Origin of the sequence: Rhizobium tibeticum, assembly GCF_900110205.1 — a bacterium.
Lineage (GTDB): Bacteria > Pseudomonadota > Alphaproteobacteria > Rhizobiales > Rhizobiaceae > Rhizobium > Rhizobium tibeticum.
This window is the reverse complement of sequence record NZ_FOCV01000021.1, coordinates 22,624-46,442: the sequence shown is the minus strand read 5'-3', so window position 1 is coordinate 46,442 and position 23,819 is coordinate 22,624. Positions and strand designations below refer to the sequence as shown.

Annotated in this window: 23 protein-coding genes and 1 other RNA gene; 11 read left to right on the top strand and 13 right to left on the bottom strand. The window is 59.6% G+C overall.

What is annotated here, in order from left to right; translation table 11 throughout:
• Position 1: 1 nt before the first annotated feature.
• Positions 2 to 895, bottom strand: a complete 894-nt coding sequence (gene miaA, locus BSG20_RS21675; RefSeq protein ID WP_072378315.1) for a tRNA (adenosine(37)-N6)-dimethylallyltransferase MiaA — start codon at positions 893 to 895, stop codon at positions 2 to 4.
• Between miaA and serB the strand changes: the two genes are divergently transcribed.
• Together serB and BSG20_RS21665 are read left to right on the top strand one after the other, a co-directional pair.
• Positions 894 to 1,784 carry a phosphoserine phosphatase SerB gene (gene serB, locus BSG20_RS21670; RefSeq protein ID WP_072378317.1) on the top strand — a complete coding sequence of 297 codons (891 nt, stop codon included), beginning with the start codon at positions 894 to 896 and terminating at the stop codon, positions 1,782 to 1,784. The genes miaA and serB overlap by 2 nt on opposite strands.
• Positions 1,781 to 2,347 (top strand): GNAT family N-acetyltransferase, encoded by a 567-nt coding sequence (locus BSG20_RS21665; RefSeq protein ID WP_072378319.1) that lies wholly within the window; start codon positions 1,781 to 1,783, stop codon positions 2,345 to 2,347. Before serB ends, BSG20_RS21665 begins: the two co-directional genes overlap by 4 nt.
• A 125-nt stretch (positions 2,348 to 2,472) precedes the next feature.
• Here BSG20_RS21665 and BSG20_RS21660 read toward each other — a convergent pair whose 3' ends face one another.
• The 5 genes from BSG20_RS21660 to BSG20_RS21640 form a co-directional block, all read right to left on the bottom strand.
• On the bottom strand, positions 2,473 to 4,062 hold the full coding sequence (locus tag BSG20_RS21660) for a DegQ family serine endoprotease (RefSeq protein ID WP_072378321.1): 1,590 nt from the start codon (positions 4,060 to 4,062) through the stop codon (positions 2,473 to 2,475).
• A gap of 189 nt (positions 4,063 to 4,251) precedes the next feature.
• Entirely contained in the window at positions 4,252 to 5,178 is a 927-nt protein-coding gene (gene hflC / locus BSG20_RS21655; protein ID WP_072378323.1) for a protease modulator HflC, read from the bottom strand.
• Positions 5,179 to 5,181: 3 nt separating this feature from the next.
• Positions 5,182 to 6,267, bottom strand: a complete 1,086-nt coding sequence (gene hflK / locus BSG20_RS21650) for an FtsH protease activity modulator HflK (protein WP_024313572.1) — start codon at positions 6,265 to 6,267, stop codon at positions 5,182 to 5,184.
• A gap of 153 nt (positions 6,268 to 6,420) precedes the next feature.
• Positions 6,421 to 6,936, bottom strand: coding sequence for a dihydrofolate reductase (locus tag BSG20_RS21645; protein ID WP_072378325.1), 516 nt, complete (start codon positions 6,934 to 6,936; stop codon positions 6,421 to 6,423).
• Positions 6,937 to 6,948: 12 nt separating this feature from the next.
• Entirely contained in the window at positions 6,949 to 7,743 is a 795-nt protein-coding gene (locus tag BSG20_RS21640) for a thymidylate synthase (RefSeq protein ID WP_072378327.1), read from the bottom strand.
• 259 nt (positions 7,744 to 8,002) lie between these two features.
• Here BSG20_RS21640 and cmoA point away from each other — a divergent pair, with 259 nt between their 5' ends.
• The 6 genes from cmoA to BSG20_RS21610 all read left to right on the top strand — a co-directional run bounded on the left by cmoA (position 8,003) and on the right by BSG20_RS21610 (position 11,154).
• Positions 8,003 to 8,767 carry a carboxy-S-adenosyl-L-methionine synthase CmoA gene (cmoA, locus tag BSG20_RS21635; protein ID WP_244541373.1) on the top strand — a complete coding sequence of 255 codons (765 nt, stop codon included), beginning with the start codon at positions 8,003 to 8,005 and terminating at the stop codon, positions 8,765 to 8,767.
• A 26-nt stretch (positions 8,768 to 8,793) separates the two neighbouring features.
• Positions 8,794 to 9,528 (top strand): methyltransferase, encoded by a 735-nt coding sequence (locus BSG20_RS21630; RefSeq protein ID WP_072378332.1) that lies wholly within the window; start codon positions 8,794 to 8,796, stop codon positions 9,526 to 9,528.
• Between the two features lie 57 nt (positions 9,529 to 9,585).
• Positions 9,586 to 9,955, top strand: a transfer-messenger RNA (tmRNA) gene (gene ssrA / locus BSG20_RS21625).
• A 126-nt stretch (positions 9,956 to 10,081) separates the two neighbouring features.
• Positions 10,082 to 10,591 carry an SspB family protein gene (locus BSG20_RS21620; RefSeq protein ID WP_072378334.1) on the top strand — a complete coding sequence of 170 codons (510 nt, stop codon included), beginning with the start codon at positions 10,082 to 10,084 and terminating at the stop codon, positions 10,589 to 10,591.
• Between the two features lie 52 nt (positions 10,592 to 10,643).
• Complete coding sequence (locus BSG20_RS21615) at positions 10,644 to 10,838, top strand: DUF4169 family protein (RefSeq protein ID WP_072378336.1); 195 nt, start codon at positions 10,644 to 10,646, stop codon at positions 10,836 to 10,838.
• A 97-nt stretch (positions 10,839 to 10,935) separates the two neighbouring features.
• Complete coding sequence (locus tag BSG20_RS21610; RefSeq protein ID WP_072378338.1) at positions 10,936 to 11,154, top strand: ribbon-helix-helix domain-containing protein; 219 nt, start codon at positions 10,936 to 10,938, stop codon at positions 11,152 to 11,154.
• Here BSG20_RS21610 and BSG20_RS21605 read toward each other — a convergent pair.
• The 4 genes from BSG20_RS21605 to BSG20_RS21590 all read right to left on the bottom strand — a co-directional run bounded on the left by BSG20_RS21605 (position 11,151) and on the right by BSG20_RS21590 (position 18,244).
• Complete coding sequence (locus BSG20_RS21605; protein WP_244541374.1) at positions 11,151 to 11,552, bottom strand: hypothetical protein; 402 nt, start codon at positions 11,550 to 11,552, stop codon at positions 11,151 to 11,153. The two genes, BSG20_RS21610 and BSG20_RS21605, sit on opposite strands and share 4 nt — an antisense overlap.
• A 210-nt stretch (positions 11,553 to 11,762) precedes the next feature.
• Complete coding sequence (locus tag BSG20_RS21600) at positions 11,763 to 15,506, bottom strand: AsmA family protein (RefSeq protein ID WP_072378340.1); 3,744 nt, start codon at positions 15,504 to 15,506, stop codon at positions 11,763 to 11,765.
• A gap of 183 nt (positions 15,507 to 15,689) precedes the next feature.
• Positions 15,690 to 17,102: an FAD-binding oxidoreductase gene (locus tag BSG20_RS21595; RefSeq protein ID WP_072378342.1), complete on the bottom strand. Its 1,413-nt coding sequence runs from the start codon at positions 17,100 to 17,102 to the stop codon at positions 15,690 to 15,692.
• 107 nt (positions 17,103 to 17,209) lie between these two features.
• Positions 17,210 to 18,244, bottom strand: a complete 1,035-nt coding sequence (locus BSG20_RS21590) for an aldo/keto reductase (RefSeq protein ID WP_072378344.1) — start codon at positions 18,242 to 18,244, stop codon at positions 17,210 to 17,212.
• 99 nt (positions 18,245 to 18,343) lie between these two features.
• Here BSG20_RS21590 and BSG20_RS21585 point away from each other — a divergent pair, with 99 nt between their 5' ends.
• Positions 18,344 to 19,246, top strand: coding sequence for a LysR family transcriptional regulator (locus BSG20_RS21585; RefSeq protein WP_072378346.1), 903 nt, complete (start codon positions 18,344 to 18,346; stop codon positions 19,244 to 19,246).
• Between the two features lie 162 nt (positions 19,247 to 19,408).
• Entirely contained in the window at positions 19,409 to 20,503 is a 1,095-nt protein-coding gene (locus tag BSG20_RS21580) for an AbrB family transcriptional regulator (RefSeq protein WP_072378408.1), read from the top strand.
• Here the strand turns inward: BSG20_RS21580 and BSG20_RS21575 are convergent.
• Positions 20,463 to 21,299, bottom strand: a complete 837-nt coding sequence (locus BSG20_RS21575; protein WP_093041336.1) for an AraC family transcriptional regulator — start codon at positions 21,297 to 21,299, stop codon at positions 20,463 to 20,465. The genes BSG20_RS21580 and BSG20_RS21575 overlap by 41 nt on opposite strands.
• Positions 21,300 to 21,384: 85 nt before the next feature.
• Between BSG20_RS21575 and BSG20_RS21570 the strand changes: the two genes are divergently transcribed.
• Entirely contained in the window at positions 21,385 to 21,792 is a 408-nt protein-coding gene (locus BSG20_RS21570) for a DUF2000 family protein (protein WP_072378351.1), read from the top strand.
• Between the two features lie 49 nt (positions 21,793 to 21,841).
• Here BSG20_RS21570 and BSG20_RS21565 read toward each other — a convergent pair whose 3' ends face one another.
• Complete coding sequence (locus BSG20_RS21565) at positions 21,842 to 22,507, bottom strand: YiaD family glycine zipper/OmpA-like lipoprotein (protein ID WP_072378353.1); 666 nt, start codon at positions 22,505 to 22,507, stop codon at positions 21,842 to 21,844.
• Between the two features lie 196 nt (positions 22,508 to 22,703).
• Positions 22,704 to 23,699, bottom strand: a complete 996-nt coding sequence (locus BSG20_RS21560; RefSeq protein ID WP_072378355.1) for a flagellin N-terminal helical domain-containing protein — start codon at positions 23,697 to 23,699, stop codon at positions 22,704 to 22,706.
• Positions 23,700 to 23,819 lie beyond the last annotated feature (120 nt).

The window sequence follows — 23,819 nt, the reverse complement described above, 5'->3', positions numbered from 1 at the left end:
TCTACCGTAGGCGCTCCCAGCTTTCGTCCATCTGGTTGCGAAACCAAGTCATTTGCCGCTTGGCGTATTGTCGCGTCGCCGCTGCACCCCGCTCCAGCACTTCATCGCGCGTAAGCTCTCCCCTCAACATCGCCGCAATCTGCGAGACGCCGATAGCCTTCATCACGGGCATATCGGGCGACAGCGAAAGGGCAGATAGCGCCCTCACCTCGTCGGCGGCCCCCTGCTCCAGCATCTTCTCGAACCGGGCGTTTATCCGCTGGTGAAGGACAGCTCGCTCCGGCTCCACGACGATCCTGCGAGAAGTCGAAGGATCGACGATCACAGGGCCTGCCTGCGCCTGGAAATCGACGATCGATCGACCGGTCGCCTCAAGAATTTCCAGCGCCCTTACGATCCGCTGCCCATCCTGTGGGCGCAGACTGTCGGCGACCAATGGATCGCGCTCTTGCAGTCGTCGATAGAGTTCGTCTGGCCCTTCCGACTGCAAGAGGGAACGGAGCCTGTTGCGCAACTCGTCCGGTATCACAGGCATATCCGAAAGCCCGCCTGTCAGCGCCTTGAAGTAGAGACCCGTTCCGCCCACAAAGATCGGTTTGCGGCCACCGGCGCGCAGGCGCTGCAGAAGATCCGTGACATCCCGCAGCCAGGCGCCCGTCGAATAGGCTCGGTTCGCCGGGACGTGACCGTAGAGGTGATGCGGTACGCCTTGCATGTCCTCCTCTGAAGGTCGCGCCGTCAACACACGCAGCGTGTCATAGACCTGCATGCTATCGGCGTTGATGACGACGCCGTCGTGCTGTTTCGCCAGCTCAACGGCCAAGGCGGACTTGCCGCTGGCGGTCGGCCCGGTTATCAGGATCGCGTTTATCGCGCTCAGAAGGTTTTCCATCATGGCCCTCGTTGCCACGCTTGTTGCCAATCCGTCAAATCCTGTTCTCACGCCTCTGATTGCCGAGCAGGCATTCGACGCGGCGAATGCTTCCGGCCTCTACTGGCTTGCTGACGGAATCGCTTGCGATATCGCGCTGAGAGACGGGACGGATATTGAAGCCGCTCGAGCCAGCATTCTCGCTGTCATCAACAGCGCGGCCATAGACCTCGTCATCCAGAATGCCGAGACACGCCGTAAGCGGATTCTGATCGCCGACATGGACTCCACCATGATCGGCCAGGAATGCATCGACGAGCTCGCCGCCGAAGTCGGGCTAAAAGAAAAAGTTGCCGCCATTACCGCTCGTGCAATGAACGGCGAGATCGCCTTCGAGCCAGCCCTTCGCGAGCGCGTCGCACTTTTGAAAGGGCTGCCGGTTTCCGTCGTGGACGAGGTCATTGCCAAGCGCATCACGCTGACGTCAGGCGGTCCGGAACTGATCGCCACGATGAAATCGAAGGGACACTATACGGCGCTAGTCTCCGGCGGCTTCACCGTTTTCACCGGCCCCATCGCGAAGACGCTCGGCTTCGATGAAAACCGCGCGAACGTTCTTGTAGCAGAGAACGGCCTCCTCTCCGGCTTCGTCGCTGAACCCATCCTTGGCAAGCAAGCCAAGGTCGATGCACTGAACGACATTGCAGAAAAGCTCGGAATTTCGCCAGAAGAAGCGATCGCCGTCGGCGATGGGGCAAACGACCTCGGCATGCTGCATCTGGCAGGCTCAGGCGTCGCACTACACGCCAAGCCAACCGTTGCCGCGGAAGCGAAGATGCAGATCAACCACGCGGACTTGACGGCGCTGCTCTATATCCAGGGCTATCGGAAAACGGATTTCGTGTCACCATGACAGTGATCGCGACGACGGATCGCCTGCTTCTGCGCAATTGGACCGACGAGGATCGGCCGCTTTTCCACGAGATCAATTCCGATCCTGAAGTGATGGAATTCTTCGCCTTTCGTCGCGACCGCGCCGAAGCAGATTCGATGCTGGACAATATTCGCGATGCCATTGCGACTACAGGGCTTGGCTTCTACGCCATCGCCCTGAAGGAAACCGATGAGCCGATCGGCTTTTGCGGCCTCTGGAAACCCGAACTCGAACCGTTCCTTCCGGCCGGCACGATCGAGGTCGGCTGGCGCCTTGTGAAGCGGCATTGGGGCAAGGGATATGCGACGGAAGCGGGCGCGGCGGCACTTCGCCATGGCTTCACCCAGTTCAATTCTACCGAGATCGTCTCTTTCGCAGTGGCGGACAATCATCGTTCCACCGCCGTCATGCGCCGACTGGGCCTGCATCACGAACCGGATCGCGATTTCGACCATCCCCGCGTTCCCGACACGCATCCGCATCTGAAACGCCACGTTCTCTACGCGATTAGCCGTCACCAGTGGAAGCAAGCAGTCGGCTGACGCCGATTGTCGATGCGCGCTAGAGACCTTGGAAAACGTCGCCGCGTCTGCCGTCGTCGCTGACGCAGACATGGGAAGACGGGACCGTTCAGCAATTCCTGAAACGATGAACCACCCGCGTCTTGTTATTCCATCGGCACCGCCACAAAACGCAGGTCGCCATTCGCCGACGCGATCATCATCTGTGCATTGCGCCGCCCTTCCTGCTTCAGCGACTGCACCTTCGCGGCAACAGCCTCCGGCGAACGCATGAACTCCTGCGCCACCTCGACGATCACGTCGCCGGGCTTCAAGCCCTTTTCAGCCGCCAGCGAGCCAGGCGCGACCTCAGCGACGAGCACGCCGTCAACGCTTTCGGCAATGCCGAAGGTCTTGCGCGTCTCGGCGCTGAGCTCCGAAAGCGAGAGGCCGAGTACATTCTTAGGATTCGTTGCATCCGGCGTTGCCTGGTCCGCCTTGCCCTTGCCATCCGGCATTGGCTGGCTCTGCTGGTCATCCGGCTCGTCCATATCCTGATTTTCATCAGGATCCGGATTGATTACACCCTTGTTGGAATCGGCATCGTTCGAGGCGGCCTGATCACTATCTTCAAGGCGGCCGAGCTTCACCTTCACGGTCTGCTCCTTGCCTTCGCGAAGTACGACGACGTCCACTTCCTTGCCGACCGGGCTTTCTGCCACGACGCGCGGCAGGTCGCGCATCTCATTGACCGGCTTGCCGTCGAACTTCAGAATGACATCGCCCGCCTTGATCGAGCCGTCATCGACCGGACCGCCCTTGATGACGCCGGCCACCAGCGCGCCCTTGGCGCTCGAAAGGCCGAGGCTGTCGGCAACATCGTCGGTAACCGGCTGGATACGCACGCCGAGCCAGCCGCGGCGCGTCTCGCCAAACTCGCGCAACTGCTCAACGACACCAGCCGCCAGTTCCGACGGCACCGAGAAGCCGATACCGATCGATCCGCCGCTCGGCGAAATGATCGCTGTGTTGATGCCGATAACCTCACCCTTCATGTTGAAAAGCGGACCACCGGAATTGCCCTTGTTGATGGCCGCATCCGTCTGGATGAAATTGTCGTAGGGGCCGGCGTTGATGTTGCGTCCACGTCCCGAAATGATGCCGACGGTCACGGACCCACCGAAGCCGAAGGGGTTGCCGATCGCCATGACCCAGTCGCCGATGCGCATCCCACTGGAATCACCGAATTTGACGGCCGTCAGCGGTGCCTTCGGCTCGACCTTCAGGACAGAAAGATCGGTCTTCGTATCGGTCCCGATCAGCTTCGCCTTCAGCTTGGTGCCATCGGCGAAATTGACTTCGATGTCGTCAGCCCCCTCAATCACGTGATTGTTCGTGACGATGTAGCCTTGCGGATCGATGACGAATCCGGAACCCAGCGAATTGACGTTGTGGTTGCCGCCCTTATTGCCCTTCTGCTTGTTGAAGAAGTCGTTGAAGAATTCCTGGAAGGGCGAACCGTCAGGCGCGCGCGGTGCCGGACCAACGCCCTCGTCGTCCTTGACATTCTGTGACGTCGAAATGTTCACGACGGCGTTGAGAAGCCCTTCGGCGAGATCGGCAACAGATGCCGGCCCGTTCATCGGCGGCGTGCCCTGTGCGTGGACCGCGCCTGTGAACCCAATGTTAGCCAGAAGTGCGGCGCCGGCCAGGAGAGCGAGCGATCGTCTGAAGGTCGGGCGGGTCGTCGGGGCCATCAAGCATCCTCATTTCAAATAAAACGCACTCTGAGCACCAGCATAAGGCGGAATGATGGAGGGTGAAATCACCTTTTCGCGAAATCCCGCGCAATCTACCCGCCGCGCTCGCCACCATCATGTCGCAATGCAAAAAGGGCCGGCAAAGCCGCCGGCCCTTCGTGTTTTTTGCAGGTCGCGATGCGCCGATCAGTTCGCCGGTGCGGTCGGCATTGCCGGCGATGCGTTTCGTGGCGCACCGCTTGCGTCGTTGAAGAAACGGAAGAACTGCGAGTTTGGCGAGATCACCAGTGTCGTGTCCTGAGAAGTCAGAGCCGTGGAATAGGCGGCCATCGAGCGATAGAACTCGAAGAAGGCGGGATCCTTGCTGAAGGCATCGGCAAACAACCGGTTCCGATCGGCATCGCCTTGGCCGCGCAGGATTTCGGAATCACGCTGCGCATCGGCAGTGATCTCGACCACCTGCCTGTCTGCGATAGCCCGGCGGCGCTGGCCCTCTTCCGTACCTTGGGCGCGCAGGAGTTCAGCTTCGGCAAGACGCTCGGCGCGCATGCGGTCATAGGTCTTCGGTGCAACTTCGCGCGTCAGATCCGTGCGACGGATGCGCACGTCCTGAATGTTGAGGCCGAGGTCTTCGGCATCGCGATGCAGATCGTCGCGAACCTCAAGCATCATCGCCACACGCTCTTCCGACAGCGCAGCATCGAAGTCGCGCAGACCGTAGACACGGCGTAGCGAAGAATCGAGCTGGGTACGAAGGCGCGCTTCCGCTGCCTCGCGATCGCCCGAGACGGTTTCGCGGAACTTGCGCACGTCTCTGATGTCATAGACCACGAAGGCATCGACATCGAAGGTCGCGCCACCGCGAACCTGGACGCGAATGTTGTCGAGATCGAAGCGGAGTGCCTGTCTTTCGACGATCTGGACGCGGTCGGCATCCATGAAGGCAAACGGCAGCTTGAAGTAAATACCCGGTTCGGTCTTTACCGACTGGATCTGGCCGAAGCGGACAACGATTGCCTGCTCACGCGCGTTCACCACGAAGACCGAAGAGTAGAGCGCAACCAAAACGACGGCGAGGATGCCAAGAATGAGAGGAAGCCTGTTCGATGTCATGGCTCAACCTCCCTGCTGTGCCGGTTTGCCGATCTCGTTCAGCGGCAGATAAGGCACAACCCCCTGCTTCTCGTCGATCACGACCTTCTTGGAATTCTTCAGGACTTGCTCCATCGTTTCGAGGAAGAGGCGCGTCCGGGTGACATCAGGCGCCTTCGCGTATTGTTCGTTGATCGACGCGAAGCGCTGCGCCTCACCTTCAGCTTCCTTGACGACGCGGTTCTTGTAGGCTGCCGCGGCTTCACGGATCTGGGCGGCGTCACCGCGCGCCTGACCGAGCTTCTGGTTGGCGTACTGATTGGCCTCTTCGACCAGTCGCTGCTTGTCCTGGTCGGCACGCTGCACTTCTTCGAAGGCATCTGCAACTTCGCGCGGCGGCGCCACGTCCTGGATCGTCACGGCGCCGATGGAGATACCAGCCCTGTAACGGTCCATAGTTCCCTGGACGATATTGGCGACTTCGGTCTCGATCGGTTGACGATTGTCACGGAACGCGTCCTGGGCAGGACGGCGACCGACGACTTCGCGCATGGCGCTTTCGGCGACCTGCTGCAGGGTTTCGGCCGGATTCTCGACGTTGAAAAGATAGGCCTTGGGATCGCTGACCGTGAAGAAGACGGAGAATTGAACGTTCAGGATGTTCTGGTCGCCGGAAAGCATCAGGCCGCTCGGCGAAGAGGAGGACGTCGATGCGGCGCCGATGTTCTGCTGCTGCATCGTCACCTTGACGATTTCGACGGTTTCCATCGGCCATAAGTGGAAATGCAGGCCAGGTGTGGAAATCTCTTCCTTCGGATTGCCGAAACGCAATTCGACGCCGCGCTCATCCGGCTGGACGATGTAGATGCACTGGAAGAGCCAGAACACCACTAAAATCGCAGCGACAATGACGAGCACGCCGCCGTTGAACCCGCCGGGCACAATGTTGCGCAGCTGATCCTGTCCGCGCCGGATGATATCCTCGAGATCGGGCGGTCCGCCCTTGCCGCCCCCGCGTGGGCGATTGGGTCCTTGCCCCCATGGTCCCTGATTGTTACCGCCGCCGCCGCCCCAAGGGCCGCCGCCGCCATTCTGATTGCTCCAGGGCATCAAAACCTCGTTATTCGTTAAACTCTCGATCGCCCAACCCGCGGGGGCGGCGGATATTGGCGATGGTGACCGTTATAGGTATCGCCGCAGCGGCTTTCAACGCAGCATGAGGAACTTGGCGATATTTATTGGAAAATAGTTGGTTTTCAGCGTTTAACGCCTGTCGTAGACGACGAATCTCGTAGGATAGTTATCCTTGTCGCCTGCTGGCACATCGATCGTCTCCGTCACCTTCCAGAGCGTCGGGTCAATCGCGGGAAACGAGGTGTCGCCTTCAACGAAGGTTTCAACGTGCGTCACACACAGCCGATCGGCCAGATTGATGGCCTGCGCGTATATTTGGCCACCACCGACGATGCAGATTTCGCCCTCGCCACTCTGCGTGGCAATTTCCTCGGCACGAGTGACGGCTTCGTTCAGCGAACCGGCCATGCGCACATCCCGATGGTCGATCGCAGTCGCCTGGCGCGAGATGACAACATTCGCGCGTCCAGGCAACGGTTTGCCGATCGAGTCATAGGTCTTTCGACCCATAATGACGGGTTTGCCCAGCGTCAGCGCCTTGAATCGCTTGAGATCGGTGGATAGCCGCCAGGGCATGTCCCCGTCTCGCCCGATGATGCCGTTCTTGGAGACGGCAACCACGATGGTCTTGCGAATTCCCGACATGGATGTCCCTGGTCAGACCGCGATCGGCGCCTTGATGCTGGCATCGGCCTCATAGCCGATCAGCTCGAAATCATCGAACATGAAGCCGAAGATATCTTTCACTTCCGCGTTGATCCGCATGAACGGCAACGGCTTCGGCGTACGAGTGAGCTGCAGTTTCGCCTGCTCGAAGTGGTTGTGATAGAGGTGCGCATCGCCGAGCGTGTGGACGAAATCGCCGAGCTTCAGCCCCGTCACCTGCGCCACCATCAAAGTCAGCAGTGCATACGAGGCGATGTTGAAGGGCACGCCGAGGAAGATGTCGGCAGAGCGCTGATAGAGCTGGCAGGAAAGCTTTCCGTCGGCGACGTAGAACTGGAACAGGCAATGGCACGGCGGCAACGCCATCTCATCCACCTCAGCTGGATTCCACGCCGAAACGATATGCCGGCGCGAATTCGGATTCTTGACGATGCCAGCAACGAGATTGGCGATCTGGTCGATATGACCGCCATCGGGAGCTGGCCAGGAGCGCCACTGAGCGCCGTAGACCGGTCCGAGGTTGCCGTTCTCGTCGGCCCATTCGTCCCAGATCGATACGCCATTATCCTTGAGGTAGCCGATATTGGTGTCGCCGCGCAGGAACCAGAGAAGTTCGTAGATAATGGAACGCAGGTGCAGCTTTTTGGTCGTCAGAACCGGAAAGCCTTCCTGCAGGTCGAACCGCATCTGATAGCCGAATACGGAACGTGTGCCCGTGCCCGTGCGGTCCCCGCGATCTGTTCCGTGTTCCATCACATGCTTCAAGAGATCGAGATACTGCTTCATAGTCCGCCGCCGATTCCGTTCCTTACCTATTTAGGCGCTTTGACCATCGAAACCAATCGCCGCGCTGTCTTTATCCCGGCAAATCTCCGCCCCTGCCTGTCAGGATGCAACCGCGACGCGGAGCACTTTCAGGTTATCGTCAGCTTCACATGTCTCCCTGTGCTCGGCGCGGGGGCGCTCCACGGGGAATCAGCATTATCAGGATGCTGGCGGCAATGTCGCCGACCACCCTTGGGGCCAGCCGCACGTTTTGGGGGAAATGATGGCCGAGAGCCCAGTACGATTGCAGCTACGAGCAGAGCGGCGCGACGAAGTATTCGCCCAGCAGGATCAGCCCATCGGCGACTTCACATTCAATGCGAAGGTCGCCGATGTTTTCGACGACATGGTCAGCCGATCCGTGCCGTATTACGAAGAAATGCAGCGCATGGTCTGCGAGCTGGCGCAGGACTACGCCAAACCGAAGACCAATCTCTACGACATCGGCTGTTCGACGGCGACCACGTTGCTCACCCTCGACCGAGTGATCGATCCGACCGTCAATTTCATCGGCGTCGACAATGCTCCTGACATGCTGGAAAAAGCGGCACAGAAAATCCAGCATGCAGACACGCAGCGCCCGATGGATCTGAAAGTCGTCGATCTTCACCAGGGTCTCTATATGGAGAACGCCAGCGTCGTAACCATGCTGCTGACGCTGCAGTTCATTCGCCCGCTGTTTCGCGAGCGCGTGATGAGGATGATCTTCTCCGGCCTGAACGATCAGGGTTGCCTGCTGCTTGTCGAGAAGTTGACCAGCGAGGATACCGCCTTCAACCGCCTGTTCATCCAGCACTATTACGACTTCAAGCGACGAAACGGCTACTCCGAAATCGAGATATCGCAAAAGCGCGAAGCACTCGAAAACGTGCTTATCCCCTATCGTCTGGAAGAGAACATGCAGCTTCTGAAGGAAGTCGGCTTTCGCAGCGTAGAGGTCTTTTTCCGCTGGTACAATTTCTGCGGCATCGTCGCCGTCAAGTGAGGCTGGGCGCCAACATGAAAGCAACCATGATCCACATCGGGAACTTCTTCTTCAAGTACCGTAACCAGGTGTTTCCGCTCATAATTGTCGCCCTGTTTCTGATGTCGCCGCCACCGGCGGAAATTGGCGGAAGCGTTGCGGCCGAGCGTGTCAAAGACGTGATCGCGCTTCTGATCGTGTTTTGCGGCCTTGCCCTGCGGGCAACGGTGATCGGCTACGCCTATATCCAGCGGGGCGGTTTGAAGAAGCGCGTCTACGCCAGCGACCTCGTGACGGAAGGCATGTTCGGTGTTTGCCGCAATCCACTCTATGTCGGAAACACGCTGGTCTACGCAGGGGTCTTCCTGCTGCACGGAAATCCGACCGTCGTGATTGTCGGCATAGCTCTCTTCGTGTTCATCTACCAATGCATCGTCTATGCCGAAGAAGCGTTCCTCGAAGACAAGTTTGGAGATGCATACCGGGCCTACTGCGCGGACGTCCCTCGCTGGATGCTTCGTTTCAGCAACTTTGCGCAGGCAACCCACGGGATGGTCTTCAATGTGAAGCGAGTCATCGCGAAGGACTATTCCACTGTCTCTGCCGCGCTGCTGGCTGTTCTTCTGATCGAGATCTACCGGGTTGCAGGTGCAGCCCATGCGCTGCCTCTGCCTTACATCTCTCTTCTTGGCTTCGTTATTGCCGTCGTGGGAGCCGCGACCGGAATGGTCAGTCTGCTCAAGAAGCGTGGTGTCTTCAATGATCCGAAAGCCATCTCCTAGAGCGGCCAGCAACCTTTTCCCTTTCCTGCTCGGTTACGACACGGTTTTGTGACGATGGCTCTTCCCATACGAAACGGAAAACACTATATCAGCCATGCCGGTCTTCGGATCGGCTATGGCGATAAATGAGCGGTGTAATAAACCTATTGGACCCGGGGGCGGTACCCGGCGCCTCCACCAAAAACCGGCGGCCTTGCAATGAGATGGCCGGCTTTTGATGGGGGCGAAACAGGATCGACAAGGGTGTAAAGATCGTCTTTTTGCTCGGCATTGTACCGCCGTTATCGGGCTAAAATTGTAGTTGCAAACGACAACTATGCGGAAGCTCGTCTCGCTGCTTAATCGCGGTGTGACACTTCAAATAAAGCCCTAGTGGTTCGCACCTCTAGGCGGGGTCCGAAGGCACCTGGCAACAGAAGCCTTCACCTTCTCCCTTGCGCGCAAATCATGTATGGTTTGGTCAAGCATGAATCGGCTCAGGCCTTTTCCAGTGCGTCTTGGCATGCCATATAGCCTTGGGAACGAGTCCGAACCTAAAGAAAGACAGGAAAGCATGGGGCAGGATCACATCCGTTACGACATTCTGGCACAGGACGCACTGCGTGGCGTCATCCGCAAGGTTTTGTCTGAAGTTGCCGCGACGGGCCGCCTGCCGGGCGAGCATCATTTCTTCATTACCTTTCTTACGGGCGCGCCGGGTGTTCGCATTTCGCAGCACCTGAAGTCGAAATATCCGGAACAAATGACAATCGTCATTCAGCACCAGTTCTGGGAGTTGAAGATCACTGAGACTACCTTCGAGATCGGCCTTTCCTTCTCGGACGTTCCGGAGAAGCTGTTTATTCCGTTCAACGCTATCCGTGGCTTCTACGATCCCTCCGTCAACTTCGAGCTGGAATTCGACGTACCTCTCGCTGACGGCGACGAGCTTCCGGACGCCGAAATCACTGCTTATCCGGTCTCGGCCGAGAAGGCCGAGGAAACGCCCGCCAGCAAGGCGGATGGCGAGGAGAAGAAGCCTGGTTCGGTCGTCTCGCTCGACGCCTTCCGAAAGAAACAGTAAAACGAAGGGAAGCAATTTCTCCCCTTCTTTCAATTCCGATCGAGGCCAGCCCGTGACCGCCGAAGTCGTCAATCTGCGTCAGTTCAAAAAGAAGCAGACCCGCGCCGAGAAAGAGAAACAGGCGGAGCAAAACCGCATTTCTTTCGGCCGCACCAAGGCCGAAAAACAGCTCACGAAGGCACTCAATGAGAAGGCCGAACGCTCTCATCAGCAAGGCCGGATCGAGAAATCCGAAGACGACATATGAGCGTCTTAAGAAACGAAAAAGATTCTCGCATCAGTCAGTTGGCTGGTTTTCTGGAATCATTTCGTCAGCACGTTGGATCGAATTCTGAAGCCCGGCGATGATCCGCAAGCACTCCGCTACTCTGCACGGCCACCGCACCAGCTTTTCCCTGGAAGACGAATTCTGGACCGAGCTGAACGCGATTGCCAAGGCGCGCGCCGTCCCGCTCGCAGCCCTGATCTGCGATATTGACGATCAACGGCAGCCGGAGAGCAACCTCTCCTCAGCGCTGCGCCTTCATGTCCTTCACTGGCTGAAATCCAAGCGCGCGAGCTAGGTCATTTCCCTGGTTTCGGCGGGGCTGGGTACCCGAATGTACGGATTGTTCGGATCGTAGGGGAAGCTTGGCTCGCCCAGGCCTTTCGACACGACGTTCCTTGCAAGAATGCCGTCTTTGCCGAAGAGATAGTCTATGCCGGCGCAGAGGCGTGCAAGTTCCCTGAAGTCGAACTGTGTGAACTCGGTCTGTGCCAGAAAATTCGCATCGTCAAAGGCTTTGCCGCGCAAATCGAAATAGCCGTTCTGTTGCAGAAACGCGGTTCCGGCGCCCTCGTCTATTGCCGATCCCTTGCAGGCATGCCCCGCCATCAGCGACAGCGTAACGGTCCGCGGCAATCCGGCCACCGGCGTATTGAGCCGTCGCGTGAATTTTGCGAGAGTTGCTGGTAGGATCATTGGTCGTGCTCTTGTGCCAGAATGCCGGGATACTGTCCTCGACCCCAGCACCGACCGGCGAGGCAACCGTCAGGCGCAAGCAGCGGCGACAAGCGCCAACATAAGTCTGGTCGGACTCATCGAGTATTTCTGGCTCCAGTCGTCACAGTGCCCGCCAGCTAACCAGATTCGCTCGAAAATACCATCATTGAGAGCACTCTAAAAAATCCGCTACTGCGGCATCTGCACACCGGGCAACCCGGGTATCGTCTTGAAATTGAGAGAGTTTTCGGGGGGAACGGCAAGTTGCTCTTGAGCACGTCGCGCAGCATCCGTGGCAGCCTTTTCTTCCGCCGCCTTCGCGCGTGCTTCGGCATCGGCCTTGATTTTTGCTTCTGCTTCGGCCTTTGCTTTCGCTTCGGCCGCCTGCCTCTCGCGCTCGGCCTGTGCGGCCAAAGCTCTCAGACGCTGCTCTTCGGCCCGTCGCTCTGCCTCGAAGGCTGCGGCCTTTTGGCGCTCTGCGTCATTGAACGTGTAGAGAGCGACTTCGCGGCGCAACCGCTGCTTTTCCAGAACGTTTGACTGCAAACGCTCGACACGCCGGCGTTCACGCTCGAAGGCACGCAGCGACAAATAGCCGGTGATATCGGTGACATCCATGGTTCGTCCAGGCGACGCGAGCAGTCCCGAAAAGTCGAGGCGTACGGCGGGCTCCGCGCCCGCAAGCACCTCGCCGCCCAGATTCAGCGTAATGTTCAGCGACGCGTTGATGCGCTCCTGCGGCAGATCGATCTGGCCGTTGCCAACAACCGTCGCCTGGTCGGTCGTCACGCTGACGTTCTGAAAGCGCAGAACCCCATCCGTCACGTTGAATGGAATAGCGGCAGGCGGCAGTTTCGCCTCGCCGTTGTTGAGCAATGTCTCAACGATCGGATGAACCTTGCCGGCATTCAACTGATCCTGCATCGGATCGGTCGCAGCCAGCAACGGCGCCAGCATGCCGAGATTGAGACCGCGAACACTGGTATCCCCAAGCCGAAGCTCGCCGGAGCCGTTCAGCGAACCGACGATGTCCTTCATCGACTTGCCGGAGGCTTCCGTGGAGAGTGCCAGCCCGAACTTGCCATTCGCGACGGGCGCTCCGTCGCGTGACCACACGACACCAGCCAAATCCGCATCCGTCACCGCCAACTTGGTCTGGAAGAAGCCTGTCCCATCGGCATTGGTAAAGAGCAGGCTTCCGTTGAGGCTGCCGCCACCCCAGCTGCCCTTGATGCCGTTCAGCTGCAGTTCGTCGCCCTTGTAGGCCACATCAGAGGTGAAATCCGAAATAGCACCCGACCAACCGGGCCAGAATTGCTTGGCGGAAAGCTTGAGGGTGACGTCCATGTCCTTGAAAACTGGCAAGCCCAGCGCGCCGGCCGACAGATCGCCAGTCGCCGCGTCCGTCATTGGCCCGTAGATGGCTTCTCCGAGCCACGCGGCATCGGCCTTGGACAGCGCCAATTCACCCGTTGCCGTCGTCTTCTCCGCTTTGCGGTCAACGGTCAGCGCGCCATTGAACTCATTGTCGGCGGCATGGCCGGCGATGTCAGCAAGAGCAATCTTGTCGCCATCAATGGTCGCGTTTGTCGTCAGCTTGAACGGCAGGCCGGTGCCCATCTGCGGCACGGCGATACCGTTCATGACAAGATACGGATCAAGGTCCGCACTCTCCAGCGACACCGCAAGCTGTCCGTTCATGAAGGCTTGCGGGCGAACATCGACCTTCCCGGCGGCTGTAAAAGAGGTGCGATCGGTGGCAAAGGTCAGCTGTGCGTCGGCGGGATCGGTTCCCTCTGCCTGCACCTTGAGAGTCAGGCGCCCGTTGGCGTCGGCTTCGACCGGCAACGGATCGAGACCGGCCTGCCCGAACAGGATGGACGTGACGCTGTTCTCGAGCGTCGCCTCAAGGCTCGTCGTGCCCTTGCCTGTCAGCGCCAGAAGATCCGACATGCGGTAGTCAAGATTGACACGGCTGCCGTTGCTCACCCCGGCCAACGTCAGGGTCAGACCGTCGCCTTCGTCACCACCGAGCGTCAACGCTCCGCGCAGTGCGGTATTGGTGTACCACGCGGCGTTACGAACGAGCCGGTCCATGACCGGATGCGGCGGCAAATGCTGCTTCAGCATCGTGAAGAACGAGCCCGGATCGGCCGATTTGAAGGTGATTTCCCCAGAGCCCTTGTAGTCGAGCAGCGATCCTTCGGCGCGGCCGGTCGCGGTCACTTCGGCACCCGCCAGATTCTTGACGGAAAGCTTCTCGACCGCGAGAGCGCCATCGGCAATTGCAAAATTTGTCTCGACATCGGCCGCTTCAACGCCAAAGGCTGTAAACTTGTCGGCCTTGAGCTGTGCGTTGATTTTGTGATCGAGCACGTTGTCGCCGGCATCCTGACCCGTGAACAATCCTGTCAGCGCACGCAGCGCATCCAGATCGAGTGCATCGCCGGCAAGTGCCACATCCAGCGTCGGCGCCTGATTGGCCACCACCTGTCGGTCCAGCCTGCCCTTGAGCGTCGCCTGCCCAACGGCAATTTCCAGGTTGCTGAATGTCTGGCGCTCGTGCGTGAGGTTAACATCTGCGGAAAAACCCGCCTGCCGCAGTTGCCGGATCGCGGGATCGACGGAGCCTGCAAGCCAGGCCGCAAGGCCAGTGGGCTGATTGGATGCCACTGTGATCTGCCCAACGAAGGATGCCTGCCCCTGCAGATTGAGCTTGCCTTGGCCTTCCACCTGCGTACGACCCGGCAGCGTGCCGACCACATTGTCGATCGTCCAGCCCTTGCCAGCGGGTTCGACATCGAGCTGAATGTCGCGGATTGTCGTGTCTCCCGCCACGATCGCCGGCAATCGAACGCTCGCCTTACCCGGCACCTGCGGCACCGGCACTTGCGAAACAATCTGGATCAGCGCGTTCAAGCGCTGCCGGGCCGAAACGCCGGCATCACGGGTAGTCTTGCCGTTCGCACCTTGATTGCCGATGCGATTGACATCGATCTGCTGGCCGTTCGCAATCAGCAGAAATTGCGGCTTGCTTCCGGTATCGAGCGTCGCCTCCCCGGTGACGACGTAGGGATCGTCTGTCGCCCCGACCTCCAAACGATATTCCGGTATGCGAACGCTCTCGTTGGTAAGTTCGAACTTCCCCTTCAATCGCGGAGGCACATCGGCCTTGTCGCCCTTCTTGCCATCTCGGTTCTCGATCGAAGCCGACACCGTTCCCTGATAGTTCGGCTTGCGGTCGACCAGCTTCAATTCCCCGTCGAGATCGACCGTCACCGGCTGCTTATCGGGCTGCAGACGCGTGCGCATCCGCAGGATTCCGTTCTCATCCAGCTGATTACTGGCAATCGTGAAGCTGCCATGCGCCCCATCCAGAGCCGCATCGCCCTCGATCCGCCATGGACCGGCAAGCGACTTCGCCGACATTTCGGCATTCAGGCCCGTAATGTGCCGCGACCGTCCCGACTGATCGTCGATGAACTGAACATCGCCGCCGCTGACATGTACATTCTCGAGAATAACCGTCCTGGCTGGAATTTCAGGTCGGCTGCCGCGGGTCCAGTCGAGTGTGCCGTCTTTCAGGAGCCTCAGCTTCACCTTCGGGTTGACCACGCGCATGTCGAAGATCAGCGCCTCGCCCGAGAGGAATGGCGCGAGTTCCGCATCCATCGAGAACTGTTCGACCTGCACGATCGGCGATCCGTCAAGCTCCTGCCCGACGCGCACGTCATGCAGGGTCACGGAGGGAAACGGCAGCAGCCGCGCATCCACCGCACCGTGGACGATGACCTTTTTGCCGATGATCCGGCTCGCCTGATCCTCGAAATTCTTTCGAAAGTCCGTCCAGTCGATAAACAGCGGCGCCAGCAGCGCCACGAACAGCGCCACGACAATCACTCCGCCCAAAAAGACGAGGAACCGGCCTACCAACTCAACAATTCTCCATTTGGGAATCCATCGCGGACACTAGAGCATGATACCGAAAGCTGTGAAGCAGCTTTCCGGCAACATCGTGCTCTATTTACTTGATTTCGAGATGAATTCGCCTCACGCCCGGTCATTTCCCTCTCAGTCGGTCTCGCCTGAGAGACAAGCGCAACAGAGTGTTCGTTTTCAGGCACGGTGGAATATCTTGCCCGGATTGAAGATATCATCCGGATCGAGCGCCTTCTTGACCTGCCGCATGAGGTCGACCGTGCCCCCAAGCTCCTCTTCAAGGAATGCCATCTTGCCTTGGCCGATGCCATGCTCTCCGGTGCAGGTACCGTCCATCGCCAAAGCGCGGGCGTTGAGCCGGCCGACAAAGGCTTCAGCCACAGCAATGCCCTCCTCCGTCTTGTCGTCAAACAACAGGAGCACATGGAAGTTCCCGTCACCGGCATGCCCGACGATCATCGCCAGCAGACCATGTTCCTCGATATCGGCCTGCGTCTCGCCGATGCAATCGGCAAGACGGGAAATCGGGACGCAAACGTCCGTAGAGAGCGCGGCCATTTCAGGCGCCAGCGCGCGCGATGCCCAGTAGGCATCATGCCGTGCCTTCCAGAGCTTGCTGCGTTCGTCGGCGTTGACCGTCCATGAGAATTTGCCACCGCCGCATTCTGCGGCAATCTCGGCAAACTCTTCCGATTGCAATGCAACGGTTTCGTCCGTGCCATGAAACTCAAGGAAAAGTGTCGGCTTTTCCTCATAGCTCAGCTTTGAATAGGCATTGCAGGCGCGGATTTGCAGGGCATCGAGAAGTTCGATGCGGGCAACGGGAATCCCCATCTGGATGGTCATGATCACCGCATCGCAGGCAGCCCGCACGGTCGGAAACGCGCAGACGCCGCCGCCGATCTTCTGCGGGATACCCTGCAGCCGCAGCGTGACTGAGGTCAAAATGCCAAGCGTACCTTCCGCACCAACGAAGAGCCGGGTCATGTCATAGCCGGCGGACGACTTGCGTGCGCGTCGCGCGGTGCGGATTTCTTCCCCAGTCGCAGTGACCGCCGTCACGGCGAGCACATTGTCCTTCATGGTGCCGTAGCGCACGGCATTCGTTCCCGACGCCCGCGTCGAGGTCATGCCGCCGATAGAGGCATTTGCCCCGGGATCGATGGGGAAAAACAGTCCGGTATCGCGGAGATACGTATTGAGCTCCTCACGGGTCACACCGGGCTCGACGGTGCAGTCGAGATCTTCCGCATTGACTTCAAGAATCCGGTTCATCCGGCTGAAATCGATCGATATGCCACCATTGGGGGCATTGACCTGCCCCTCCAGCGACGAACCGGTGCCGAAGCCAATGACGGGCACCTTGTGTTCGGCGCAGATCTTCACCGCGGCCTTCACATCGTCACTGCCCTCGGCAAGAAGCACGCCGTCGGGCAGCTGCGCCGGGATGTAGGTGGTGGTGTGCGCGTGCTGTGCGCGAAAGGCTTGGCCGGTCTGAAAGCGCTCGCCAAAGCTCTGCTTCAGAACGCCAAGAGCGGCGGCGATGCCTGCCTCGTTCCGTGTTCCGGTTTTTGCATCTTTGAGCGCCATCTCTTTGATCTCCTTCACCTTCGCTGCCGGAGGCAGGTTGGTATGGGACAAGAGACGGCGCCTGTCTAGTGCAGGATTGGCAAGAACGGTTCTCTGTCGAGCACCGCTTAGACCAACGGCGGATTGAGCCGCGCAAACGCTTCCTGCCTGCGGTACGGAAAGTACGGATAGGGCGCGGTCACGGCACTCGCTTTATCGAGCTTTTCCACCTGCTCCTTCGACAAAGTCCAACCGACGGCACCGAGATTCTTCCGAAGCTGCTCCTCGTTGCGCGCACCGATGATAACGCTGGCGACGGTCGGACGGCCAATCAGCCAATTGAGCGCGATCTGCGGAACGGTCTTGCCGGTCTCTTCGGAAATCTCCAGGAGCGCATCGATGATATCGTAGAGCTTCTGGTCATCGACCGGAGGCCCGTAATCGGCCGTCTGGTGCAGACGGCTACCCTCCGGCAGCGGCTGGCCGCGTCGGATCTTGCCGGTGAGACGCCCCCAGGCAAGCGGACTCCATACCAGCGCGCCTACGCCCTGGTCGGCAGCGAGCGGCATCAGTTCCCATTCGTAGTCGCGACCTGCGAGGGAATAGTAGACCTGATGGGCAACATAGCGCGGATGGCCTTGACTCTGCGCAATGCAGAGCGACTTCATCAGTTGCCATCCCGAGAAATTAGAGACACCGATGTAGCGGATTTTGCCTGCCGCGATCAGGCCGTCCAGCGTTGCAAGCACCTCTTCGATGGGGGTCGAGGCGTCGAACGCATGAAGCTGCAGCAGATCGATATAGTCCGTTCCCAGCCGCTTCAGCGCCTCATCCGTGGAGCGGATCAGGCGTGCGCGCGACGTTCCCCAATCCGCAGGTCCATCGCCCATCGGCAAGGCAATCTTGGTCGAGATCAGCACCGCATCGCGCCGACCGGCGATCGCCTCGCCAAGGACCTCCTCGGAGGCACCGGCCGAATAGACATCCGCCGTGTCGAAGAGATTGACGCCCGCTTCGATCGAGATATCGATCAGTCGCCGCGCTTCCGCAGCATCGGTATTGCCCCATGCCCCGAAGAGCGGGCCCGCGCCACCGAAGGTTCCTGCGCCGAAACTCAAGACCGGCACCCTGAGGCCGGATGCGCCGAGATTTCTGTATTCCATGGTCGGTCACCTCCTGTTGTTGTCCTCAGAAGAGATAGACACTGAATTTACAGTGATATAGCTTACCGGTAGGAAAACCACCCATGAATTGAATTCATCATGAGCCGACAAGACATCAATCGCTCCGGCGAAATGGAGGTCTTCGTGCGCGCCGTCGAGCTCGGCGGCTTCACGGCCGCGGCTCGCGCCTGCCGCATGACACCATCCGCCGTCAGCAAGCTCGTCGCGCGGCTTGAGGCACGCCTCGGCGCCCGGCTCGTCAACCGTTCGACCCGCAAGCTGCACCTGACGACGGAAGGCTCCGCCTTCTACGAGCGCAGCGTTTCCATCCTTGCGGACATAGCGGAGGCCGAGCGCTACGCGTCCGCCGGCGAACAGGCTGCCGGTCCCATTCGCATCAACACCAGCGCGTCTTTCGGCCATCATATCCTTGCGCCGCTGGTTTCCGACTTTCTGGCGCTGCATCCCGCCATCACACTCGACATCTCGCACACCGACGCCATCGTCGATCTCGTGGACGATCGAGCCGATGTCGCAATCCGCGCCGGACCGCTGAAGAGCTCCAGCCTGATCGCCCGCAAGCTCGGCGTCACCCGCAAAGTCATCGTCGCATCGCCGGCCTATCTGAAGCGTTTCGGTGAGCCGAAATCTCTCGACAACCTGAAGCAGCACCGCCGCATTGGTTTTTCTTATGCGCGCAGCGTCCAGGGCTGGCCCCTGCGCCACGACGGCGAAACCGTCACGCTGCCGATCACGCCAGGCGTGCAGGTTGGTGACGGCGAAGCGATGCGATACATGGCCGTGTCAGGAGCGGGCCTCGTGCGGCTCGCCACCTTCACCGTACGCGCCGATATCGAGGCGGGCAGGCTGGTGCCGGTTCTTGAGGATATCAATCCAGGCGACATCGAGGAATTCTACGCCGTCTATATCGGCCAAGGCGGTCCGTTGCCGGCTCGCGTGCGGGCTCTGCTCGATTTCCTGGCGGAGCACGTCAGTCTCTAACACTGCGAAACCTATAGGATTTCGCAATTGACCCCTTCCATGGCTGGCGCCTATATCGGCGCAGTGTCCTCCGGCTTCTCCGGCCGGTCGTATTCCCCGCCAGTGCTGCACCCTGCTTCGCCTCGATTGCAGTTCCAGCATTGGCAAGACATGCATGGGATCATGCCGTTGTACGATGCCAGCCGCATTCTTCGATACGCCAGCCTGCCGCTGTGGGTAGTCTTGCTCAGCATCTCGGCCCTGCTTGTCGTCGGGCTCGAAATGCTCGGTCTACCGGCTTCGCTCCTTATCGGTCCGATGGTGGGGGCGATCATCCTTGCTTTGTCCATAGGCCAGGGATCGCTTCGCGTGCTGCGCTGGCCGCTGCTCTTCGGGCAGGCGCTCGTGGGCTTCCTGATGGCACGCACCATCACGGTCGATATTCTGAAGACGATGGCGGCCGATGCGCCGCTCTTTCTGGCAATGATCCTTTCCGTCATCGTCGCGGCGGCAGGCCTTGGCTGGCTGCTGACACGCTGGCAGGTTTTGCCGGGAACGACGGCCGTTTGGGGCTCGTCTCCCGGCGCCGCTTCCGCAATGGTCATCATGTCCGAGGCCTACGGTGCCGACGCCCGCCTCGTCGCCTTCATGCAGTATCTGCGTGTGGTCTTTGTTGCTGTGGCCGCCTCGGTCGTTTCCCGCCTCTGGGTTGCCGCCGATGGCGGCAACCCGCCGGCATTCATCCTCTTCCCTCCAGTCGACTGGCAGGCGCTTGCCGCTACCATCGCCCTCACCTGCCTGTCAGCTTATGTTGCCGTCCGCTTTCGTATCCAGGGCGGTACGATCACCCTGCCTTTGGTTCTCGGCTCGCTGCTGCAGGGCTTCGGTCTGCTGACGATCGAGCTGCCGCTATGGCTTCTGGCGATCAGCTATGCCCTGATCGGCTGGAATATCGGCCTGCGCTTTACCCGCGGCATCGTCATGCACGCCGCTCGTGCCCTGCCCCGCGTGGCTGCCTCCATCCTGTTGCTGATGTCGATCTGCGGCTGCATGGCCTTTGCCCTGCACACGTTCGCCGGCGTCGATCCGCTCACGGCCTATCTGGCGACCAGCCCAGGGGGCGCCGATTCCGTCGCCATCATTGCAGCGTCCAGCGATGTCGACGTGCCCTTCGTGATGGCGATGCAAACCGGCCGCTTCCTCGTAATCCTGTTTACCGGTCCGATGCTGGCTCGCTTTATCGCGCGCCGCTCCGGCCTTGCGGAAAAACCCGTCTGAGACCCGCCCATTGGCCAGGCGTCATACCATAGGCCTTCTTGAAATGGCGGGTCAGATGGCTCTGATCTGCAAAGCCGGTTGCCGCGGCAACATCGGAAAGTCCTTCGCCCGCTCCGATCATGACGCGTGCCTGCTGGAGCCGCCGCATAAGAAGATACCGATGCGGACTGGTTGCAAAGGCTGCCCTGAAATGCCGCGCGAGGGAAAAACGGTCGAGGCCGGTGACAACCTCCAATTCGCCGGACTGCACAGCTTCCGTCGCATGCGCTTCGAGATAGTCCCGCGCCAATCTTGTGCGCTCCCACGCCACGCTGCCGAGCGGGCGCTGTGGTGTCCTTGCATGCTTGGCAAGTCCGCCCGCAACGCGCGAAACGAAGTCATCGACGAAAAGCTCATCGAGTTCGCGATCCAGTTCGCCAAGAGCGGCGAGCAATGTCTCGGCCAGGATGGGATCCCCGATCACCGGTTCATCGACGAACGGCAGCCCGATCTTCTCGGCGTCCAGGCATTCGAACAGCAGCGCCGGTTCTAGATACAGCATACGATATTGCAGCCCGTCATCTGTGCCCGCCCCGCCATCATGTTCTTCATCGGGGTGGAGGACGATCACCTGCCCAGGCATGCTGAAGCGCCGCTTGCCTCGATAGGAAAAAGTCTGCACGCCCTTGATCGTGACCCCTAGAGCATAAGTATCGTGGCGATGCGGCTCGAATGCATTGCCTGAAAATTGCGCCTCGATCCGCTCGATGCCAGGAAAGGCCGGTGCGGTCAGGATCCCGTCTGTGCCGGGCTCCATGCACAAACGTTCAAGACCTTCGAAGGCGTGATTGCTTACATCCTGATCCAACGCGACTTTCAATCCCGCATGAAAAGAGACTGGAATGTTTGATACCAAAATTGCAATCGTTCTGCGAAACAATCTTGCATCCTGGCAAAAGCTGAATGTCACCGCCTTCCTGATGAGCGGCCTTGCCGGACAGAATCGCGAGATCATCGGCGAGGCCTACAAGGATCGTGCCGGAAATCTCTACCATCCGCTTTCCATCCAGCCGATCATCGTTTTGTCGGCCGAGGGCGAGACGCTATCGGCGATCCACCGCCGTTCTTTGGAGCGCGGCATAATCTCCTCGCTGTTCATCGAGGAGATGTTCGCAACCGGCCACGACGCCGCCAACAGAGCCGTCTTTGCCGAGTATGCGCCTGATGATGCCAAGGTTGTCGGCATTGCCATCAGGGCGGAGAAGAAGATCGTCGACAAGATCACCAAGGGCGCGACGATGCACCAATAACGAAAACGGCCAGGCGTTGGCCCGGCCGTTTTCGTGACTGCAATGTTGATCAGCTCTGGGTGACAGGCGCGATCTGGATTTCGACGCGGCGGTTCTGGGCGCGGCCGGCTTCCGAGGCGTTGGAGGCGACCGGTTGCGACGGTCCGAAGCCGACGGCCGAAACGCGGCGCGGATCGATGCCCTGGGTGCCGAGATAGTCGGCAACTGACATCGCGCGGCGCTGCGACAGATCCTGATTGTGCTGCAGGCTGCCGGTGGAGTCGGTGTGGCCGTTTACGTCGATCAGCGTGCGGTTGAACTTGCGCAAGACGATCGCCACGGAGTTCAGCGTCGGGTAGAACCCAGCCTTCACGGCATCCTGATCAACATCGAACGTGATGTTGGACGGCATGTTGAGGATGATGTTGTCGCCGCGGCGGGTGACCGATATGCCGGTTCCCTGGAGCTGAGCGCGCAGTTCGGATTCCTGCTGGTCCATGTAATTGCCGACCGCACCGCCCGCGAGCGCGCCCACGCCGGCACCAATCAGCGCGGCGTTGCGACGTCCAACCGGCGAGCCGCCGACAGCCAGGCCAGCAAGCGCGCCAACGCCGGCACCCAGCAGCGCCCCGCCTGACGTGTTCGACATCTTCTGCTCGCCCGTATAGGGGTCAGTCGTGGTGCAAGCGCTAAGGTAAGTTGCGGCAACGGACAAAAGTATGAATTTCTTGATCATGGACAGCGGTATCTCCAATTCGGTGTTGATGCGACCAGTATTAAGGATTGCGGCAACAAGATGAAGCAGGGCTCTTCAGATACTGGAAATTGGGCAAAATGCACGGCTACTGCGGATCGCAAGCCACAGTGACAGGCCTGCGCGGCCATGTCGCCCGTCGGAATAGGGGCGACGAACCCTTTTTCAAGACAACCGGTTAGAAGTTCTGGAAGAGCTGGCGAACCTTGTCGTAGCTGGCGTTGGCGATGTTCAGCGACTGCAGCCCAAGCTGCTCCTGTGTTTGCAGGGCCCGCAGCCGGCTTGACTGCTCTTCCATGTCTGCATCGATCAGGCGGCTGATGCCGCGGGCGTAGGAATCGTCCAACGATTGTGCGAAATCGCTCTGGATGCCAATGCGCTTTTCGAGTGCGCCGAAGGCTGAGCCAACCGTCGTCATCTGGTTCAGCATCATGTCGACGACGGTGATCATCTCTTTCACCTGTGCCTGGGTCGTGCTGCTGGAAACCCCAATTTCGACCTGCCCTGCCGTATTGCCGGCGCCCTTCAGCATCACATAGTTTTGCGAAGCGCCGGCCTCTGTCGCAAAATACTGAGAGGTGAGAGCGCCATACTCGCCGGAGCCGGTCGCCCGATCATCAATGAGGTAACGTGCATCCTTCGAGGTGGTCGCACCAACCGGTGCGAGATCGACCTCATAGCTGAGCATGTCGACCTTTACCGTGCCATCGGAATAACGGATGAAGGAAGACGGTACCTGCCTCGGCTTGGACGGATCCGCCGATCCCTCGATAGCAACCCAGTTGTCACCGTTGAACTCCGCCGACTGGGCAACCGACCGCAGTTGATCTTTCAGGTGAGCGATATCCGTGTTGATCTTGTCCTTGTCGACGCCGGACTCGGTTGCTGCAACGAGCTTTGCCTTGATCTCGCTGACGAGATCGATCGCATTGTCGACGGCATTGTAAGCTGTGCCCATGGTCGCAGCGGCGAGGCCAAGGGCGTCGCGAATAGCCGACTGGGCTTTCTGATCGGTTTTCAGCGTCGAACCTATCGCCCAGTAGGCGCCGTTGTCGGACGCTGTTTCCACTCTGAGGCCGGTGGATACCTGCCTCTGCGTCTTGGTCATATCGCGACCGATGTCACGCAAAACATACAGCGCGGCATCCACCGAAGTGCGCCGATAAATCGTCAAGGTACTGTACTCCGAACACAACAATACGCGACTGATACAAACAAACCGGTACCGCGAACCTTCATGTCCGGGAACGCCTTACACCGGCGCCGAGGCGGCCCTCCGAAACGTTGGAGGATC

Bases quoted from the DNA above. Each gene is read 5' to 3' on its own strand.
- serB (WP_072378317.1), top strand. From the start codon at position 894: ATGGCCCTCGTTGCCACGCTTGTTGCCAATCCGTCAAATCCTGTTCTC.
- miaA (WP_072378315.1), bottom strand. From the start codon at position 895: ATGATGGAAAACCTTCTGAGCGCGATAAACGCGATCCTGATAACCGGG.
- BSG20_RS21665 (WP_072378319.1), top strand. From the start codon at position 1,781: ATGACAGTGATCGCGACGACGGATCGCCTGCTTCTGCGCAATTGGACC.
- BSG20_RS21660 (WP_072378321.1), bottom strand. From the start codon at position 4,062: ATGGCCCCGACGACCCGCCCGACCTTCAGACGATCGCTCGCTCTCCTG.
- hflC (WP_072378323.1), bottom strand. From the start codon at position 5,178: ATGACATCGAACAGGCTTCCTCTCATTCTTGGCATCCTCGCCGTCGTT.
- hflK (WP_024313572.1), bottom strand. From the start codon at position 6,267: ATGCCCTGGAGCAATCAGAATGGCGGCGGCGGCCCTTGGGGCGGCGGC.
- BSG20_RS21645 (WP_072378325.1), bottom strand. From the start codon at position 6,936: ATGTCGGGAATTCGCAAGACCATCGTGGTTGCCGTCTCCAAGAACGGC.
- BSG20_RS21640 (WP_072378327.1), bottom strand. From the start codon at position 7,743: ATGAAGCAGTATCTCGATCTCTTGAAGCATGTGATGGAACACGGAACA.
- cmoA (WP_244541373.1), top strand. From the start codon at position 8,003: ATGATGGCCGAGAGCCCAGTACGATTGCAGCTACGAGCAGAGCGGCGC.
- BSG20_RS21630 (WP_072378332.1), top strand. From the start codon at position 8,794: ATGATCCACATCGGGAACTTCTTCTTCAAGTACCGTAACCAGGTGTTT.
- BSG20_RS21620 (WP_072378334.1), top strand. From the start codon at position 10,082: ATGGGGCAGGATCACATCCGTTACGACATTCTGGCACAGGACGCACTG.
- BSG20_RS21610 (WP_072378338.1), top strand. From the start codon at position 10,936: ATGATCCGCAAGCACTCCGCTACTCTGCACGGCCACCGCACCAGCTTT.
- BSG20_RS21605 (WP_244541374.1), bottom strand. From the start codon at position 11,552: ATGATCCTACCAGCAACTCTCGCAAAATTCACGCGACGGCTCAATACG.
- BSG20_RS21595 (WP_072378342.1), bottom strand. From the start codon at position 17,102: ATGGCGCTCAAAGATGCAAAAACCGGAACACGGAACGAGGCAGGCATC.
- BSG20_RS21590 (WP_072378344.1), bottom strand. From the start codon at position 18,244: ATGGAATACAGAAATCTCGGCGCATCCGGCCTCAGGGTGCCGGTCTTG.
- BSG20_RS21585 (WP_072378346.1), top strand. From the start codon at position 18,344: ATGAGCCGACAAGACATCAATCGCTCCGGCGAAATGGAGGTCTTCGTG.
- BSG20_RS21580 (WP_072378408.1), top strand. From the start codon at position 19,409: ATGCCGTTGTACGATGCCAGCCGCATTCTTCGATACGCCAGCCTGCCG.
- BSG20_RS21575 (WP_093041336.1), bottom strand. From the start codon at position 21,299: ATGGAGCCCGGCACAGACGGGATCCTGACCGCACCGGCCTTTCCTGGC.
- BSG20_RS21570 (WP_072378351.1), top strand. From the start codon at position 21,385: ATGTTTGATACCAAAATTGCAATCGTTCTGCGAAACAATCTTGCATCC.
- BSG20_RS21565 (WP_072378353.1), bottom strand. From the start codon at position 22,507: ATGATCAAGAAATTCATACTTTTGTCCGTTGCCGCAACTTACCTTAGC.